General features: G+C 38.0%; 18 protein-coding genes. 3 read left to right on the forward strand and 15 right to left on the reverse strand.

What is annotated here, in order from left to right:
- Positions 1-495 precede the first annotated feature (495 nt).
- From GH715_RS07030 to GH715_RS07060, 7 genes are all read right to left on the reverse strand, one after another.
- Positions 496-954, reverse strand: coding sequence for a hypothetical protein (locus GH715_RS07030; RefSeq protein ID WP_153834767.1), 459 nt, complete (start codon positions 952-954; stop codon positions 496-498).
- A gap of 33 nt (positions 955-987) precedes the next feature.
- Entirely contained in the window at positions 988-2,661 is a 1,674-nt protein-coding gene (locus GH715_RS07035) for a sodium:solute symporter family protein (RefSeq protein WP_153834768.1), read from the reverse strand.
- A 31-nt stretch (positions 2,662-2,692) separates the two neighbouring features.
- Positions 2,693-2,968, reverse strand: a complete 276-nt coding sequence (locus tag GH715_RS07040) for a DUF4212 domain-containing protein (protein WP_153834769.1) — start codon at positions 2,966-2,968, stop codon at positions 2,693-2,695.
- 297 nt (positions 2,969-3,265) lie between these two features.
- Positions 3,266-4,000: a LytR/AlgR family response regulator transcription factor gene (locus tag GH715_RS07045; protein WP_153834770.1), complete on the reverse strand. Its 735-nt coding sequence runs from the start codon at positions 3,998-4,000 to the stop codon at positions 3,266-3,268.
- The gene (locus GH715_RS07050) at positions 3,969-5,750 is read right to left on the reverse strand and encodes a LytS/YhcK type 5TM receptor domain-containing protein (RefSeq protein WP_153834771.1); all 1,782 of its coding nucleotides are present in this window, start codon (positions 5,748-5,750) and stop codon (positions 3,969-3,971) included. Before GH715_RS07050 ends, GH715_RS07045 begins: the two co-directional genes overlap by 32 nt.
- Complete coding sequence (locus GH715_RS07055) at positions 5,743-7,248, reverse strand: solute symporter family protein (RefSeq protein WP_153834772.1); 1,506 nt, start codon at positions 7,246-7,248, stop codon at positions 5,743-5,745. The genes GH715_RS07050 and GH715_RS07055 overlap by 8 nt, the downstream gene beginning before the upstream one ends.
- Positions 7,245-7,544, reverse strand: coding sequence for a DUF485 domain-containing protein (locus GH715_RS07060; RefSeq protein WP_153834773.1), 300 nt, complete (start codon positions 7,542-7,544; stop codon positions 7,245-7,247). Before GH715_RS07060 ends, GH715_RS07055 begins: the two co-directional genes overlap by 4 nt.
- A 281-nt stretch (positions 7,545-7,825) precedes the next feature.
- Between GH715_RS07060 and GH715_RS07065 the strand changes: the two genes are divergently transcribed.
- The 3 genes from GH715_RS07065 (at position 7,826) to GH715_RS07075 (ending at position 11,363) form a co-directional block, all read left to right on the forward strand.
- Positions 7,826-8,434: a biotin transporter BioY gene (locus GH715_RS07065; protein WP_153834774.1), complete on the forward strand. Its 609-nt coding sequence runs from the start codon at positions 7,826-7,828 to the stop codon at positions 8,432-8,434.
- A gap of 14 nt (positions 8,435-8,448) precedes the next feature.
- A complete protein-coding gene (bioB, locus tag GH715_RS07070; RefSeq protein WP_153834775.1) occupies positions 8,449-9,426 on the forward strand; it encodes a biotin synthase BioB in 978 nt (325 codons plus the stop codon).
- 206 nt (positions 9,427-9,632) lie between these two features.
- On the forward strand, positions 9,633-11,363 hold the full coding sequence (locus tag GH715_RS07075) for a methyl-accepting chemotaxis protein (RefSeq protein ID WP_153834776.1): 1,731 nt from the start codon (positions 9,633-9,635) through the stop codon (positions 11,361-11,363).
- Positions 11,364-11,477: 114 nt separating this feature from the next.
- Here the strand turns inward: GH715_RS07075 and GH715_RS07080 are convergent, their stop codons facing one another.
- From GH715_RS07080 to GH715_RS07115, 8 genes are all read right to left on the reverse strand, one after another.
- Positions 11,478-11,960: a cupin domain-containing protein gene (locus tag GH715_RS07080; protein ID WP_228760262.1), complete on the reverse strand. Its 483-nt coding sequence runs from the start codon at positions 11,958-11,960 to the stop codon at positions 11,478-11,480.
- A 563-nt stretch (positions 11,961-12,523) separates the two neighbouring features.
- Positions 12,524-12,784, reverse strand: a complete 261-nt coding sequence (locus GH715_RS07085) for a metal-sensitive transcriptional regulator (RefSeq protein WP_153834778.1) — start codon at positions 12,782-12,784, stop codon at positions 12,524-12,526.
- A 221-nt stretch (positions 12,785-13,005) separates the two neighbouring features.
- On the reverse strand, positions 13,006-13,782 hold the full coding sequence (locus GH715_RS07090) for a sulfite exporter TauE/SafE family protein (protein ID WP_153834779.1): 777 nt from the start codon (positions 13,780-13,782) through the stop codon (positions 13,006-13,008).
- Between the two features lie 56 nt (positions 13,783-13,838).
- Positions 13,839-14,066 carry a sulfurtransferase TusA family protein gene (locus GH715_RS07095; RefSeq protein ID WP_153834780.1) on the reverse strand — a complete coding sequence of 76 codons (228 nt, stop codon included), beginning with the start codon at positions 14,064-14,066 and terminating at the stop codon, positions 13,839-13,841.
- A gap of 46 nt (positions 14,067-14,112) precedes the next feature.
- On the reverse strand, positions 14,113-15,240 hold the full coding sequence (locus tag GH715_RS07100) for an MBL fold metallo-hydrolase (RefSeq protein ID WP_153834781.1): 1,128 nt from the start codon (positions 15,238-15,240) through the stop codon (positions 14,113-14,115).
- A 39-nt stretch (positions 15,241-15,279) separates the two neighbouring features.
- The gene (locus GH715_RS07105) at positions 15,280-15,846 is read right to left on the reverse strand and encodes a sulfurtransferase TusA family protein (RefSeq protein ID WP_153834782.1); all 567 of its coding nucleotides are present in this window, start codon (positions 15,844-15,846) and stop codon (positions 15,280-15,282) included.
- Between the two features lie 43 nt (positions 15,847-15,889).
- The gene (locus GH715_RS07110; RefSeq protein WP_153834783.1) at positions 15,890-16,186 is read right to left on the reverse strand and encodes a rhodanese-like domain-containing protein; all 297 of its coding nucleotides are present in this window, start codon (positions 16,184-16,186) and stop codon (positions 15,890-15,892) included.
- A 19-nt stretch (positions 16,187-16,205) separates the two neighbouring features.
- On the reverse strand, positions 16,206-16,568 hold the full coding sequence (locus GH715_RS07115; RefSeq protein WP_153834784.1) for a rhodanese-like domain-containing protein: 363 nt from the start codon (positions 16,566-16,568) through the stop codon (positions 16,206-16,208).
- Between the last annotated feature and the right edge of the window lie 8 nt (positions 16,569-16,576).

Consider the following 16,576-nt stretch of genomic DNA (forward strand, 5'->3'; position numbering starts at 1 on the left):
ATTTCCTATAATATACCAGTTTTAGATTTGTTTACACAAATGGAAAAATTAAATAAGTTGGACAAAACGCACCTAACTACTTTGGTGTAGATAAAATATCTTGACGATATTACCACCATTCAGGTTGCTCACTTTTCTTTTGACGTATCTAAATACAAGGAAAACCACTGAATGTATTGGTAAGATTTCCTGGTAAAACGGAATTAACCGGGAAATCTGCCTATTAAAATGAGGAGTTTTCCCGGTATAAATATAGTTACAAGGAAAACGACCAAGTAGCATAAGAGGTTTTCCCGATAATAAAGGTACCGAAGTTAGTTGAGGAGTTCCCGTGGAAACGGAAGCGGGCAGCCGGAGTGATGCTTTCCGTCTACATATCATTTGAAAATTACCCCTTTGATACAAAAACACTATCATGCCGCGGGTTATATACTTTCCTTATAAAAAAAGGCTCTCCATAAGTCATTAACGATAACTTATAGAGAGCCCTTTTCGCTATGTTGTCCCCTCTATTCTTTTATTAGAAGTGATAACCGCCTTGTCTTGACGTACAAATCTGCTAGACCCAAGCCATGCAGCAAGTGCAAAAATTAAATAAATAGCCTGTGTCGCATGGGCTCCTTGAAGAATGACCTGCAATCCCATACCAAAACCGAGGGAAGGGATTGCGATCAGAAACGTCCGAAAAATCCGCTCGAAGCCTTTTTCTAGCGGCAGTGGCCAAATCCGGGAGAAAAAAACTCCTAAAGCAACACCCATACCTGATACAACAAAAAGCTGTACCAAAGTAATCGGGGTAGGAAATGGCCAGTTCATCAGATAGTGACCAATTAAATAAAAGATCTCAAGAAACAGGGTTATCCCGATCACCTTTTGAAACGTCTTGATATTCATCCATGGATGGAACAGATATAAGACGACTAAAAGAACAGCTAAAACCAAAGTCCCATTCATCTTTTCTCTCCTTTCTGCCACTTGATCTTTTGATTACTCATCTATCTCAGGAGCACGGACATTTTCGATTAATTCTTGGATGTCTTTAGGCGGTTCTGGAGTCATCCGGGACACAATAAAGCTGACAATAAAGTTCAGTATCATCCCGACCACCCCGACACCTTGAGCATTAATACCGAAGAAACTATCTAAGATCGGTGCTTCTGTACCAAAAATAGATGGGGAGAGTATCGCACCGATCATAATCAATGTGAAACTCAAACCAGCAATAATACCTGCGACTGCACCTTCTTTATTCATTCGCTTGTCAAAAATACCTAACAATATAACTGGGAACAAACTTGCTGCACCTAAACCAAAGGCAAGTGCGACAACCTCTCCAGCAAATCCAGGAGGGTTTATGCCGACATATGCTGCAATAGCCAGTGCAATGAGTAAGGTAATCCGGCCAACTCGTAATCGTTGTGATTCTGAAGCACTTTTATTAAAGATCCGATAATAGATATCATGTGATACAGCACTTGTCATCGTAATTAATAAACCTGATGCCGTTGACAATGCTGCTGCTAAACCTCCTGCTGCAACTAATGCAATAATAAAAGGAGCCAGATTTGCCACTTCTGGAGTCGATAACACGATAATATCTCCATCAATGGAGACCTCATTGTCCTCACCACCAGTAAAATTCACGACTCCATCACCATTGACATCATCTAATTGTAAGAGACCAGTTGTTTCCCACTTACTTACCCACTCAATACTCTGAACTTCTTCGATTGGCTTATCTGCGATCGTATCAATTAGATTGTATTTAGCAAATGCACCAACTGCAGGAGCAGTTAAATAAAGAAGGCCAATAAAGATGATTGCCCAAACCGCTGACCAACGAGCTGCACGGACACTTTTAACCGTATAGAAACGGACGATTACGTGAGGAAGACCAGCCGTTCCCGCCATTAAAGCTAGCGTAACCATAAAGACATTAATCATAGAAAGATCTGTAAATGGTGCCATATACTCCGTCATACCGAGATCTACTTGGATTTGTCCCAAGCGATCAACAATATCACTGCTTGTTATGGCGAGTTGCGGAACGGGATTACCTGTTAACTGAAACGAAATGGCAAACGCCGGTATTAAAAAAGCGATAATAATAACAAAATATTGAATCGCTTGTGTCCAAGTGACACCTTTCATCCCGCCAAGTAATGCAAAAAAGCCAACAATAGCCATACCAATCAAAACTCCTACAACAATATCAACCTGAAGATAACGACTGAAAACAATTCCTACCCCGCGCATTTGACCGGAAATATACGTAAGCGAAATAAAAATGGTTGCAACTGCTGCTACCGCACGAGCACCACTTGAATAAAAACGGTCACCTATAAAATCAGGAACTGTAAACTTCCCGAATTTACGTAAATATGGAGCAAGTAGTAATGCTAAGAGAACGTAACCACCAGTCCATCCCATTAAGTAAATGGTTCCATCATATCCTAAAAATGCCACCAGTCCTGCCATCGAAATGAAAGAGGCTGCAGACATCCAATCCGCAGCAATGGCAGCCCCATTGGCTACAGTTGGAACTCCCTGTCCTGCGACATAAAAATTGGATGTATCTCGAACCCTTGACCACCAACCAATTCCTGTGTAAACAGCGAATGTAATAAGTACCAGAATAATCGTAATAACTTCAACACTCATGAAAACCCTCCTTATACCTGCTTACCTAAGTCTAATTCCCATCCTTTATCATTTCTTTATATTGCTTATCGAGTTTATCCATCCGAATGGCATACGTAAGTATCAGAATGATAAATACCAGTATCGAACCTTGGTGTGCAAACCAGAACGATAACGATACATTTAAAAATTGAACATTAGAGAGAGGTTCAGCAAACAGAACTCCAGCACCAAGACCAACTAAAAACCAAACAATAAGCAAACCTGTGATCAGTTGGATATTTTTCTTCCAATACCATCTCTGTTTTTCATTGAGTGTTTGATTCATTGACTATTCCCATCCCTTCCTGCTTTTATTAATGTTAGAGTTTTTAGTAAACGCTTACAAATTACCATGAATTAGCTCCTGCCTACTATAAGTTCGCCACGGTAATAACCATCCGTAAGCCTCCAAAACCAGAAGTGTTACTTTCTGCTTTCAAAGCCCATCCTCTTTGAAAGCAGAAAAAAATACTAAATACTCTAACATTTGTATTTAGTATATTAAACATAATTGATTCAATTTCGAGATTTTCCTGAAATGCTGTTCTATCTGTTTAAAATGTTGAATGAATTGTGTGAATGGTTAATTTAACCCTTGTAACACATCAAAAAATTCTTTGGCTACCGTTCTACTCATCGGAACTTGCGATTTATTTTTATCCTTAATTACAATGTTATAGGCTCCGTTAAACCACGGAGTAATTTCCTCGATCGCATCAAGATTAACGAGATAACTTCTATGCGGTCGGTAAAAAGGAAAGGCAGCCAGTTTTTCCTCTAACTCTTTTAAATTCATTTTTGTTTCGATAACTTCATTTGATAACATATGTAAAAGCAACTGTCTTCCTTCACGGACTGCATAACCGATTTGCAATGGATCCACAACCACCATTTTATTATCAGTAGAAATAATCAGTTTATCAATTTTTCGCTTTTTTTGCTGCTTTTTTTGCAGTTCTTCCCTTACTCGTTTCATAGCGGTGTCAAAACGAGCTTTGTCAAAAGGTTTTAATAGGTAATCTGTCGCTTGAAGGTCAAATGCTTGAACAGCATAGGTGTCATAAGCTGTAGTAAATACAATTACTGGCTCATCCCCCTCTTCATTACGCAATGTCTCTGCCACTTCCAAACCGGTGAGGCCTGGCATATGTATATCTAAAAACAGGACAGCAGGCTTATATTCATGATACAACTGAATTAATTGCTCGCCATTCTCCGCACTTGGACATAAGCTCACATCTTCTTCCTGCTCAAGCAGATAAGACAGTTCTTCCCGTCCAAGACGCTCATCCTCTGCGATCATCACGTACATCTTCATTTATGCCACTCCTTGTATCAACAAGTATTTTAAATGAAACGGAACTTCCTTTTTCCGGATTGTTGCGAAAGTGTAGCCGACTCTTCTCTCCCATAATTCCTTTCAACCGTTCATTAATATTATATAAGGCTGTACCATTACCATTCTGTTGATCAATGGGTTCTGTTCCGAGTAATGCAAGCATATCATCTGAAAAACCTTTACCATTATCGCAAACCTCAATATGAACCCATTCTTCTTTCTTTTTAATAGTTAAATCAATTTTACCTTTGATTTGATTATTCTTTAGCCCGTGTTGAATACAATTTTCAATAAGGGGTTGCAATGTTGCTGGCGGTATCAATACATCTTCAAGATCTCGATCAATATGAATGTTAATGATGAGCTGATCCATGAAACGTGCAGTTACAATTTCCACATAGGCATTCACATGCGCGAGTTCATCTTTCAAAGGAATTAGCGTTTTGCTGGCGATGGACAGGTTCGCACGCATATAGTGACTTAGCTGTATGAGGATATGACGTGCTTTTTCCTGATTGACTCGCATCAAAGAATGAAGCAAATTAAAGGTGTTAAATAGAAAATGTGGATTTATCTGTGCCTGAAGATTTCGTATTTCCGCTTCCTTCAGAAGTTCTTTCATCCTCTCCGCTTCAAAACCACTGATTTGATTAGAGATAATAGTGCCTAAACCTTTAGCAAGTTCGATTTCTACAGCCCGAATTTGTTGGGAATGGCGAAAATATAAATTAATCAGACCAATTATCTCGCCAGAACGATAAATCGGTACCATTATCGCGGTTTTCAGTGGACAGGCTTCAGATCGGCATTGGATCCCCTCCCTGTCATAAGCAACCTGTATATCTCCAGTATCAAGTGCTTTGTGTGATAGCCTCATTTTAAGCGGCTCCCCTAACCGATGATGGTCATCCCCCAGACCGACATGGCTAAGCACCTTCTCTTTATCTGTAATCGCAATTGCAGCTACATCCAACTCATCATAGAGAAGCTTCGCCATTTTATTTGCATTTGAAATTAAGGAAGCATCCTGAAGTATCGGCAAAGCTTTCTCAGCAATCGATAAAGCTCGATTTGTTTCAATCGCTGCTTCTCTTTCCGTTTCATTAAGTGCAGCTCGGATTACCATCGTAAAAATGGCAAGCGCAACAGCATTGGTAATGACAAGCGGGATGCCAATTGTATTGACAAGCTCTACACCTTTTTCTTGATCGGAAATAAAAATCAACAGCAAGCCCATATGCAAGACCGGTGGGAACATCCCAATAAATAATGCCTTGCCCGGTGCAATGACTCGCTCATCCGAAAAAAACTGACCTGTCCACCCCGTAATTAAACCTGCCAATGGGTTAATCAAACTATTTGCAATCCAAGCATCTCCACCAATAAAGGCCAGATAAAGCCCCGTAATAATTCCTGTACAAAGACCAACATATGGCCCACCAAGCAGGCCAGCAATCATGACCACTACCGTACTGAAACCGATCAAGACCTCATTAGATGTCACATCGTTTATTCTCGATTCAAGTGCCAATGTATCCATTTCGATTAACACACCGGTGTGCGTCCCCAATATCCCAATAAATCCAAATACAATCGCTAGATAAATCACGGTATCAATGGCAAAATCTCTGTCTAATAACGAACGGAACCCCGGTATTTGGGTTAACATAAATGCCGCTAGCAAAAGCAAACCGATCCTTTCAAATAAAACGATGGTGAGGTCAATCATGCGAAACAGCCTCCTGTTTGTCGCTGTACAGTTTTAAGAAAAGATCTTCATAGCTTTTCTCGTCTTTCTTTCCTGCCATCGCACCGATCACACCACCAGCAAAGCCGGCAGGGATTGATAGAATACCAGGATTAGAGAGTGGTAAGATACCAATCCCCTCTGGACCTAACACAACTAGAATGATGGATGTAAGAAAACCAGATAATAGTGTAGAATAGCCACCGATTCTGTTAAATCGCCTCCAGTAAAACGTAAGAATCAGCAAAGGGAATAGCGTGGAAGCTGCAATCGCAAAGGTGATGGATACAAGAAAAGCAACATTACTCTCTTCCATTCCGATCGATAAGAGGATCGACAATATGCCGATCACAACAGCAACCATTCTAGCAACCTGTAGCTGTTTTTTCTCTTCAACCCTTTTTTTCTTCCAAAGATGGTAGTAGATATCATGCGCAAAAGAAGACGTTGCGGCAAAAATCAACCCGGTTACTACAGCAATGATAGTAGCAAAGGCAACAGCCATCACAAAGGCAATTAGAAAATCACCACCGACTGCCTTTGCTAACAATAATGCCGCTAGATTCCCACTGGAGTCTGCCTGTATCAATGTTTCACTTCCAACAAGTGCAATGGTCCCGACACCCAAAATAAGTGTCATAATGTAAAACAAGCCAATGATCCATGAGGCAGACATGGCAGATACTCTTGCCTCCTTTGCATTATTCACCGTTAAAAACCGAATTAGTATATGTGGAAGTCCTGAAGTACCAAGCATTAAGGTTACGGTAAGTGAAATTTTGTCTATGGAGTTAGTAAACAGATTTCCAGGATAAAAAAATGACTCCCCATGCGGACTTTGCTCTACCGCATCTGCTATTAGACCAAAAAAATCCCAATTCAGCCAGGACAACAAAATAAAAACAACTAATAATGTTCCACACATCAGCAGTACAGTTTTGATAATCTGAACCCAAGATGTTGCCAGCATTCCACCAAATGCAACATACACCGTCATTAACACACCGATAATGCTCACTGCTACTCGAAAATCCACCCCTAGTAAAAGACGAATCAGTAAACCAGAAGCTACGAGCTGTGGGATCATATATAAAACCGAAATACAAATACCACTAATGGCTACGGCAGCACGCATCCGGTTCCCTGGAAATCGAGCAGCGACCACGTCTGCTACAGAATAGGTGCCAAGCCGATGGATCGGTTCCACAATTAATAGCAACAATATCACATAAGAAATAAGAAAACCTGTGGCATACAAGAACCCATCATAACCATAAAGCGCGATTAATCCAGTAATTCCAAGAAATGAAGCCGCACTAATGAAATCACCAGCTATCGCCATCCCATTTTGCATACCGGACAGGCTACCTGCTGCCACATAAAATTGATGCGCTGTTCTACTCCGCTCTGCTGCCCAATGGGTAATGACCAGCGTACCTATTACTATAACAACGAAAAAGATAAAATAGGTAAAATTCATTGGTCACCTCCGGCTTTGGCTTGTTCGCCTCTTTCATCAAGCTTTCGATTAAATGATTTCGTGAAAAAGAAATGCCAGACCCCAATTCCCCAAGTCATTAGAAATAATAAGAGGACATACCCCCATGCCAAAGGGAGAAAATAAATATTTTGCTCTGACATAAAGCTGGATAAAACAATAGGAAACAATATATAAAAGAGAATAATGATTGCAGCGGTAGAAATGAGAATACGGTGTTTTTTCCTTATCTGATCGCTAATTTGGTAAGCGGTTTCATTATTTTGGCTATTTTGCACGCTAATCCTCCTCTTTGAAGGAATCTTAAAGTGAGATTTATCAGAGTGTTAATGCCCGTGCCCCCTTACTTAGCTTCTTTGCAAGTTAGGAGTTTTACGGACGGATTGAACCATGATTTCATTTTCTTTATCGTAAGCAATTATAAAGGAGCGTGTATAAATATGTCAATTTTGTGAACGAATACGCGAAGAAATGACCACTCACATACGTTAACCTATCATTAATCAGGTTGACAATTCTTACTTCTTCATTTAATCTATTTTTGGAAAGGAGGAAAATAATGCAGAATAATAAACGCTTAACAGCACTTGATCTTACTATCGGCAGTATATTTATTGCCTTAATGACAGTAGGTGCGAATATTACATCGATTGCACCTTTCATGGTGATTGGTGGAGTTCCCATCACGTTACAAACTTTTTTTGCAATCTTAGCAGGGCTTATTCTAGGAAGCCGGTTGGGAGCTATTTCCATGTTGGTCTACATGTTACTAGGTTTAGCGGGTGCCCCGATTTTCGCCCAATTTAAAGGTGGTGCTTCAACTCTTATTTCACCAACTTTTGGTTTCATTGTTTCTTTTATAGTAATCGCATATGTTGCAGGTAAATTAATAGAGAAGAAACAGAGCTTTCCCATGTATATCACTGCTGCACTGATTGCGATGGTCATTAATTACCTCATAGGGGCTAATTGGATGTATGCAGCTTATATGTTCTGGTTTGACGCACCTGAAGGATTCTCTTATCAACTTGTTTGGTATTGGTTGGCAGTTCCTTTGCCTAAGGATATCTTGTTATCCATCGGAGCAGGGATATTTGCTCATCGGCTAGAAAAAAGTTTCATCTCCAAAAGTATGTTTCGAAACCAACATAATCAAAACGCAGCTTAAAAAGGCGGGGTTCTATGAGTATTTGGCAATCATTAGCAAGTAAAGCTCTACATAACGAAATGCTATCAAACCAGGAGGCACTTACCGTTTTAAACTGTCCAAACGAGCAATTATTAAATCTACTAGATAGTGCCTACCAGGTTCGCAAACAGTACTATGGCAATAAAGTAAAGCTCAATATGATTATCAACACGAAATCGGGCCTATGTCCTGAAAATTGTGGGTATTGTGCTCAATCAAGAGACGCTACCGCCCCGATTGAAAAATATCGAATGCTGGATAAACAATCGATTGTCCAAGGTGCTAAAAGAGCACATGAATCAAAATCAGGTACTTATTGTATTGTCGCCAGTGGTCGTGGTCCATCCAAACGGGAACTTGATACGGTCACTTCAGCAGTTGAGGAAATTAAACAACATTACGATATGAAAATTTGTGCATGCTTAGGACTGTTAGAACCAGAACAGGCCGATCAATTAAAAGCAGCAGGGGTAGATCGATACAATCACAATATTAATACATCCGTAAATCATCACGATCAAATTACAACGAGTCATAGCTACTATGACCGGGTTGCCACAGTAAATGCCGTCAAAGCAGCGGGAATCTCGCCGTGTTCTGGTGTAATTGTCGGTATGAAAGAGACCAAAGAAGATGTAATTGAAATGGCGCGTGCCTTAAGGGAACTGAATGCCGATTCTATCCCCGTTAACTTCCTGCATGCCATTGATGGAACATTATTAGAAGGGACTGACGAATTGACGCCTACGTATTGTTTAAAGGTCCTTTGTTTATTTCGTTTTACCAATCCAGCAAAAGAAATTCGTATATCCGGCGGCAGAGAAGTGAACTTGAGAAGCCTTCAACCATTTGGACTTTATCCTGCTAATTCTATCTTTATTGGGGATTACTTAACAACAGAAGGACAAGCTCGCTTACAAGATTATCAAATGATAGAAGATCTCGGCTTTGAAATCGATTATGTTTGTTAAGGTAAATGTATTAAAAATTAGAAACTTTTTATCAAGTAATGCTTGTTATGGTTAGTTTGCCTTTTTTCACTGTACACTTCCATCTTCCAGTTAACATCATGGTACTTTTTTACTAAATATATATCTAAAATTAACATTAACTTAACATTCATTTGTTACAATTTGTCGATGTAAGGATAATTACCTAGGAACTGGAGGATTACAAATTGAAGTTTTATTTCGGGAAAGCAGGTAAAAAGCCTCAAAAGGAAAAGAAATATAGACAAAGCTTCCTATCAAAGTTAAATTTACAAACTAGATTACTAGTTTTATTTTTTGTTCTATTAATTATCTCCATAAGTGTTGTCGGCTTAAGTACATACCTAAATGCAAAAGAGACAACAATGGAAACAATGGAAAACCGGTTGACACGTGAAGGGGAATTACTTGCATACATAGCTGACAACCTGAAATTTCTATATGTTAGTGATGATGAATATTTTATGCAACAACTCGAAACAGAAATACGCTCACAAAAAGAGAGACTTGAAGAAGAAGGAATCATGTCTGATATTTACTATATTGTTGATAGCGATGTCACCCCCTTCAAAGTAAGTAATGACAGTAATTTCACTTTTTCTGACTCCTTAATAGATCAAATGATTGAACTAAACAAAGGAGTCATGCACAAAGAAATCAATGGGATGGACTATACCATGATTGTTGAAGATTTAAGTGAGCAAATTGATGGGCTATACGTTTTAGTTGTCCCTACCCAGTCTTATATGGGGGCTGTTCATGATATGGCTCAAACGATTATTATTGTCATCATCGTTAGTTTAATTATCTCCGTCTTCATTGTATTATTTTTTGTTCGAAGTTTAACCAAGCCTTTAACGAAATTACGAAACACCATGAGAGAGGCACGAAACGGCAACTTACAAGATACAGTTGAAATAAATACGACCATACCGGAGATCGTATCATTGCATAAAAGTTATGACGCTATGATCAGGCAAATGCGGACAATGTTGAAAGAACTCGATGATACTACTTCCCAGCTAGAAACAACGGGAGATCTGTTAAAAGATTCTTCAGGCAGTTCTTTAGCGTCAAGTCATCAGTTAATTGCATCCATCAATGTTGTAAAAGAAGGTGCTGAACAAACTGCTAACAGTTCAGAGCATAGTACCAATAGTTTCAACGAAATGAAAGAAAAGATCTTTTCTTTATTAGAAAATATGAAAATGGTTGATAATAGCTCGGAGAATATGAATAACTCTGCAGCATATGGTGAGAAAAACATGACAAAGCTGATCGAAATGATTACTTCCTTTGGTCAAGGTTTTGAGCATCTGAATCAAACGATACAGCAAGTGAATGCTCACTCATCGTCCATTACCAGCTTAGTCGATTTAATTAAAGGAATAGCCGAACAAACCAAGCTTTTAGCGTTGAATGCTGCCATTGAAGCAGCTAGAGCAGGTGAATCTGGTAAAGGATTCGCTGTCGTTGCAAATGAAGTCAGAAAGCTAGCAGAACAAGCTACCAATGCGACAGAAGAAATTACTAACTCCATCTCGGAAATGGAGAGTGTAACAACACAAGCAGCAGACGAATTCGATCAAATGCATACAAGCATCACGTCTAACTTAACTATCGCTAACGATACGAAATTATCCATTGATGAATTAATGGAACAAATCGATACGGTTAGCAATCGCATTAACAATATGGAAAATGAACTGCTAAACGTGCAGCAAGTTTTACCTGATCTTGAACAAGCAACTGTTAGCTTTGCATCTGTCTCTCAGGAAACATTAGCAAGCGCTGAAGAAATGTATGCAACAAGTGATGAGCAAATTCGTCAAATGGAGAGAACTCACGATATTGGCTTAAAACTAACAGAATTATCGCAATCACTTGCTAAATTGACAAAACGGTTTCGTTTGTATTAATAACGGAGGGTAAACATTTCGAAATATACTACTTTGTTTAACACTGTGCTGATTCTATACTTTCTTTCCCTTTTTAATAAATATGGAATTATAGCATTCTTTAATAATTTTTTATCATTTAAAAAAAGAAGTATTTCCATTGTGGTGATGACTTTCCGCAGCTAGTGCATCTGCCTTTGTAACATGTACGGTATTAAACGGATGATTTGGTGGCGCATAAATAGAATATAGTTTAAGTGGAACCTTTCCAGTATTTATCACATTATGCCATGTGCCTGCTGGAACGATGATAGCTGAATCATCACCAATATACCTTTTTACATTTAAGTGATATTGATTGTTTCCAAATTGAACGATCCCATGACCTTGTTCGACTCGTAAAAATTGATCGACATCTGGATGCATTTCCACACCAATATCTTCTCCTACACCAATACTCATTAGCGTAATCTGAAAGTGCGAACCAGTCCATATAGCTGTGCGAAATGTATAATTCTGCTTCGTTGCTTCATTAATATTAAATACATAGGGCCTTGGTCCATAATCTGTTTGGCTCATTTCATTTCCTTTACCTGAATGCATCCCCTGTTGATACATGGGCTGATTAACATAGTATGGATGCATATAAGAATTATGGTACATACTTTCCTCATCCTTTCTTCCAATCTACCCCCATCCTATGCTTTTTTATTTGATCATGTGCCTATTATATTACGATGAGAGAGGATGTTTTACCAAAAAAAGTATTCTTTACTCTAAGAATGCTCTATCCATTCCACTCCAATTCAATCATGAACTGGATACGATTTTGCCCTTCCTTTGTATTTCTGTTTCAGGAATGCTTCTATTTAGTTTTGTCTACACTTATCACGAATGAAATATATCAACAGTATGGCTACCATTCCGATTGCCCACTTTCCTTTCCATGGGTTTATTAGCATTTGTTTGTTCTTCAACTAATTTTCCCAACCACAAACCGCTCAAAAAGTTAGATCTTCAAGCCAAACAAACACCAATGGTTAGATCCTTTCCTATCTTAATAAAAAAACTAAGGCTTATCGCCAAATACAGACGAATCCTTAGTTTTAATACGTTTACTTTTCAGTTATTACTTGTTCTTAATTTTCAAATTATAGCAGGGATTTATTCATAGATCATTTTTATCTACTTTTGACAAGTAAATTAACAGCTTCTTTAATTAAATCTTCAGAACTTTCGCCAGCTTGCTTCTCTTCACGAATGCATTGTTCTAAATTAGTACTAACAATTAAAGCCGCAGTTCGATCCAGAGCACTTCTTACAGCTGACATTTGTGTTACTACGTCTCTACAATCCTTTTGTTCTTCCATCATACGCAATAATCCTTTAACCTGTCCTTCTATCCTTTTCATTCTATTTATCATTTGTGCATTGTATTCCATAATAGAACTCTCCCTTTTTCATATTATGTGGCATGTAGTAACCAATCACATGGAATCCTTTCTTTCTTAAATACCGGATACTAAGATTACATTCTAATCGGTCGGAAAGAATCACTATTAACTCTCCATCTATTGGTATTCTAACATAATGACGATGTAAATAGGGTAGTGGTATGCATAAGCTTCTATTTGCTTGTCTTTATCTGACATTTGGTATTCTATTAAAAAATATCGATCCAAATTTTAATAGCTGTACCACCAATTAATAATGCTAGGATAACCTGTAGCAATTTTGTATTCACTCTTTTACCTACATTTGCACCTAATGGGGACGCAATTAAGCTGGCAATAATCATAATAAATGCTGGAAAGTACTCCACTTGACCGGTTGTTACTTTTCCTACCGTTGCACCAATCGAAGAAATAAATGTAATAGCTAAGGAAGAAGCAATGGTCATACGTGTTGGTATCTTAAGGACAACAAGCATAACAGGTACTAACAAGAAAGCTCCAGCTGCACCAACAATCCCTGCCCCTATACCGATAATGAATGCTGCTGTAGCTGCAAGCCATTTGTTAAAGTCTACTTGCTCAAGCGGTTGATCATCTACTCCTTTTTTGGGAATAAACATCATAATAGTAGCAATTAGTGCGAGTATTCCATAGGTGATGTTAATGCCGCTTTCAAGTAATAATTTTGAACCATACCCTCCCATAAAACTTCCGATTAGAATACTTACTCCCATATAAATAATAAGTTTTCTATTTAAGTATCCCCCTTTACGATATGCCCATACACCTCCAATAGTCGCAAAAAGCACTTGAACAGCACTAATACCGGACACCTCATGTGCGGTAAATGCTGCTACACCTATTAGCGGGGGAATATACAATAACATCGGATACTTGATAATAGAGCCACCTATTCCAACCATTCCTGAAATAAAGGAGCCGATAAAACCAATTAGAAATATGGTAATAATAAAAATGATATCCATCCCTTTTTTCCTCCTTAAAGGAAAGGGAAGGGAACCATACGTATGGCTCCCTTTCCTTAACCTTTCTTAATCCAAAATTTTAATACATCATTTTCTTCTGTATCTTTTAAAAGTTCATGACCTCCTGATTTAGCCCATGCTGTTAAGTCACTTTTTGCGCCTTTATCTGTTGCATGCACTTCTAAAATATCTCCAGACTCTAGCTCGTTCATTGCCTTTTTCGTTTTTACAATTGGCATCGGGCATGCTAAACCTTTTGCATCTAATACTTTTGTTACATCCATGGTAAATTCCTCCTATTTTTCATTTATATGATTGAATGATTAAATTTTATCTTACTGCACAACGGTTTGGACCAATTTCCATTTCTCTTTGTTTTTCTTCCTCTGGAGTTATTTTCCCCATATTAGTTTCACGAATTTCTTGATAAGCATTAGGCTGTGGTGGTAAATTTTCTGTTACAAGCTTTCTAAACGCTAGCTCGTCTTCGATCTTGAGCCCATGATTTCTTTTAAAAAGCTCCCCTAACTTCTCTTTAACACTTCCATCATCATTTAACTCATCGATAAGCATAAAGTGTGCTGGTAGTACTATTAATTCTTCAGAAAGCTCTCGATAACGTGAATAGAGACTTTCTCTTAAATCACTTACCCAGTCTTCTGCTTTTCCTGCTAGATCTGGTCTTCCGATAGAGTCGATGAATAATATGTCACCAGATAACAGGAATTGCTCCTCTATAACAAATGACGTTGAACCGATTGTATGCCCCGGCGAGTATAGAGCATATATATTAATCGTTGTATTTCCGATTGTTACATCTTTACCATCCTCTAACGGTTCGTATTCAAATGTTACTTCTTGTGCGTCCTTTGGTGGCAGCCAATATGTTGCACCTGTTTGTTCTGCTAGTTTTTTTCCTCCAGAGATATGATCTGCGTGAAGATGGGTATCTAATACATTTGTGATTTTGGCATGTTTGTCTTTGGCAAAGTCGACAAAAATATCTGTCATTCTTGTTGGATCAATGATCGCTGCTTCTCCATTTGAAATAACCATATAAGAAAGACATCCTTTACCAATTCGTACAAACTGATAAAGCTCACCTTCACCATTTAAATCCCCAATTCTTACAGGTTCTAAATGCTCACTCCAAGCTTTCATACCACCTTGAAGATAAAAGACCGTTAATCCTTGTTCAGATAACATCTCTGCAACCATTACAGATGAACCTTCTTTCGCACATACAACTAAAATTTCTTTATCTTTTGGAAGTTTATCTAGAATTCCTTCCACTCCATCTAACAATTCAAAATATGGAATATTAAGATATTCAAAATAATCACCTTCTATTTTCCAATCCTGAAAAGCATCTTCATTTCTAACGTCTAAGATAAATAACTCTTCTTTATTAAAAACCTTTTGTGTTACTTCATGAGCAGTCATTATTTTTATAGACATTTCACTTACCCCCCGCGGTATAATTTATGTTAAAATTTTTTATATTTTTGTTGTTTGACCATTCCACTCACTCATTCCGGGAACTACGTTTACAACATGTTCAAAACCTTTCTCTGCTAGCTTTTGTGCCGCTAAATCACTTCTACTACCTGTACGACATACAACGTAGATTTCATCCTTTTTATTTAACTCATTTAAGCGATCTTCTAATTCTCCTAATGGTATAGATATCGCATTTGGAATATGATTAAATGCATATTCCGCTGATTCTCTTACATCTAACACTACTATATCTTCAGCTAGCTTTGTTTCAAACTCTTCATTTGTTATAATGTTTGGATGTTTGGGTTCTATTACATCTTCATTTGTGGAAGCTTTTCTTAAAAAGTGTTTCAGCACATCATTTTCTTCAATTGTCCCTAAATATTGATGACCAGCGCTTTTAGCCCATGCTTTCATATCTGCCTTTGAACCTTTATCTGTTGCTAGCACTTCTATCACTTGCCCAGCTTCCACGTCTTTCATTGCTTTTTTTGTTTGCACAATCGGCATTGGGCAAGCTAATCCTTTAGCATCTACCCTAACATCTACTTTTATATCTTCCATTTTCTACAACCTCCCATATTTATTTTAAAAATATTGATAAGCTTTATTCTGTTTCACCTTCCCATGCCAACATACCTCCAATCAGGTTCGTTACATGAAATCCTTGGTCTTCAAGAAATGAAGCAGCACGAGCACTTCTACCGCCAGAACGGCAAACGATAATATATTCCTTTGATTTATCCAGCTCATGCTTACGAAATTCTAGCAAACCTAAAGGAATGTGTATTGCCTTAGGTATTTTCCCATGAGCTACTTCTTCTACTTCACGAACATCGATAATATTTAAATTTTGCTTGTCTTCTATCATTTTTTGCAATTGTTTCGATGAAATTTCCTTCATTTTTTTATCTCCTCTCAACTTATTTCCAAGCACTCATGCCGCCTTTTACATTTGCAACTTGATTAAAACCTAATTTTTTTAGTGTTTTTGCTGCTTTTTTACTTCTCATACCGCTCTGACATATGATAACTACTTCTTTTTCTGGTGACAGTTGTTTGCTAGCTTTTTCACTTAATTCATGTAGTGGCAAGTTTTTAAAATTACTAATATGGTTACCTTTAAACTCTCTTGGTGTCCGTACATCAATAAATTGTTTATCTTTGTCTTTAAGTTGTTTACGCAATTCTGCTGTTGTCATATTTTTAATGCCTTTCATTGGTAAAAAGCGTTTCAAAATAAAGACTAGAAACGACGAATATACGATATAAAGTAAATATTCCATTTGATCCT

The sequence above is a fragment of the Gracilibacillus thailandensis genome, assembly GCF_010994055.1.
Classification (GTDB): domain Bacteria; phylum Bacillota; class Bacilli; order Bacillales; family Amphibacillaceae; genus Gracilibacillus; species Gracilibacillus lacisalsi.

Excerpts from the sequence above, each read along its gene's own strand:
- GH715_RS07030 (WP_153834767.1), bottom strand. The coding sequence starts at position 954 with ATGAATGGGACTTTGGTTTTAGCTGTTCTTTTAGTCGTCTTATATCTG.
- GH715_RS07035 (WP_153834768.1), bottom strand. The coding sequence starts at position 2,661 with ATGAGTGTTGAAGTTATTACGATTATTCTGGTACTTATTACATTCGCT.
- GH715_RS07040 (WP_153834769.1), bottom strand. The coding sequence starts at position 2,968 with ATGAATCAAACACTCAATGAAAAACAGAGATGGTATTGGAAGAAAAAT.
- GH715_RS07045 (WP_153834770.1), bottom strand. The coding sequence starts at position 4,000 with ATGAAGATGTACGTGATGATCGCAGAGGATGAGCGTCTTGGACGGGAA.
- GH715_RS07050 (WP_153834771.1), bottom strand. The coding sequence starts at position 5,750 with ATGATTGACCTCACCATCGTTTTATTTGAAAGGATCGGTTTGCTTTTG.
- GH715_RS07055 (WP_153834772.1), bottom strand. The coding sequence starts at position 7,248 with ATGAATTTTACCTATTTTATCTTTTTCGTTGTTATAGTAATAGGTACG.
- GH715_RS07065 (WP_153834774.1), top strand. The coding sequence starts at position 7,826 with ATGCAGAATAATAAACGCTTAACAGCACTTGATCTTACTATCGGCAGT.
- bioB (WP_153834775.1), top strand. The coding sequence starts at position 8,449 with ATGAGTATTTGGCAATCATTAGCAAGTAAAGCTCTACATAACGAAATG.
- GH715_RS07080 (WP_228760262.1), bottom strand. The coding sequence starts at position 11,960 with ATGTATCAACAGGGGATGCATTCAGGTAAAGGAAATGAAATGAGCCAA.
- GH715_RS07085 (WP_153834778.1), bottom strand. The coding sequence starts at position 12,784 with ATGGAATACAATGCACAAATGATAAATAGAATGAAAAGGATAGAAGGA.
- GH715_RS07090 (WP_153834779.1), bottom strand. The coding sequence starts at position 13,782 with ATGGATATCATTTTTATTATTACCATATTTCTAATTGGTTTTATCGGC.
- GH715_RS07095 (WP_153834780.1), bottom strand. The coding sequence starts at position 14,066 with ATGGATGTAACAAAAGTATTAGATGCAAAAGGTTTAGCATGCCCGATG.
- GH715_RS07100 (WP_153834781.1), bottom strand. The coding sequence starts at position 15,240 with ATGTCTATAAAAATAATGACTGCTCATGAAGTAACACAAAAGGTTTTT.
- GH715_RS07105 (WP_153834782.1), bottom strand. The coding sequence starts at position 15,846 with ATGGAAGATATAAAAGTAGATGTTAGGGTAGATGCTAAAGGATTAGCT.
- GH715_RS07110 (WP_153834783.1), bottom strand. The coding sequence starts at position 16,186 with ATGAAGGAAATTTCATCGAAACAATTGCAAAAAATGATAGAAGACAAG.
- GH715_RS07115 (WP_153834784.1), bottom strand. The coding sequence starts at position 16,568 with ATGGAATATTTACTTTATATCGTATATTCGTCGTTTCTAGTCTTTATT.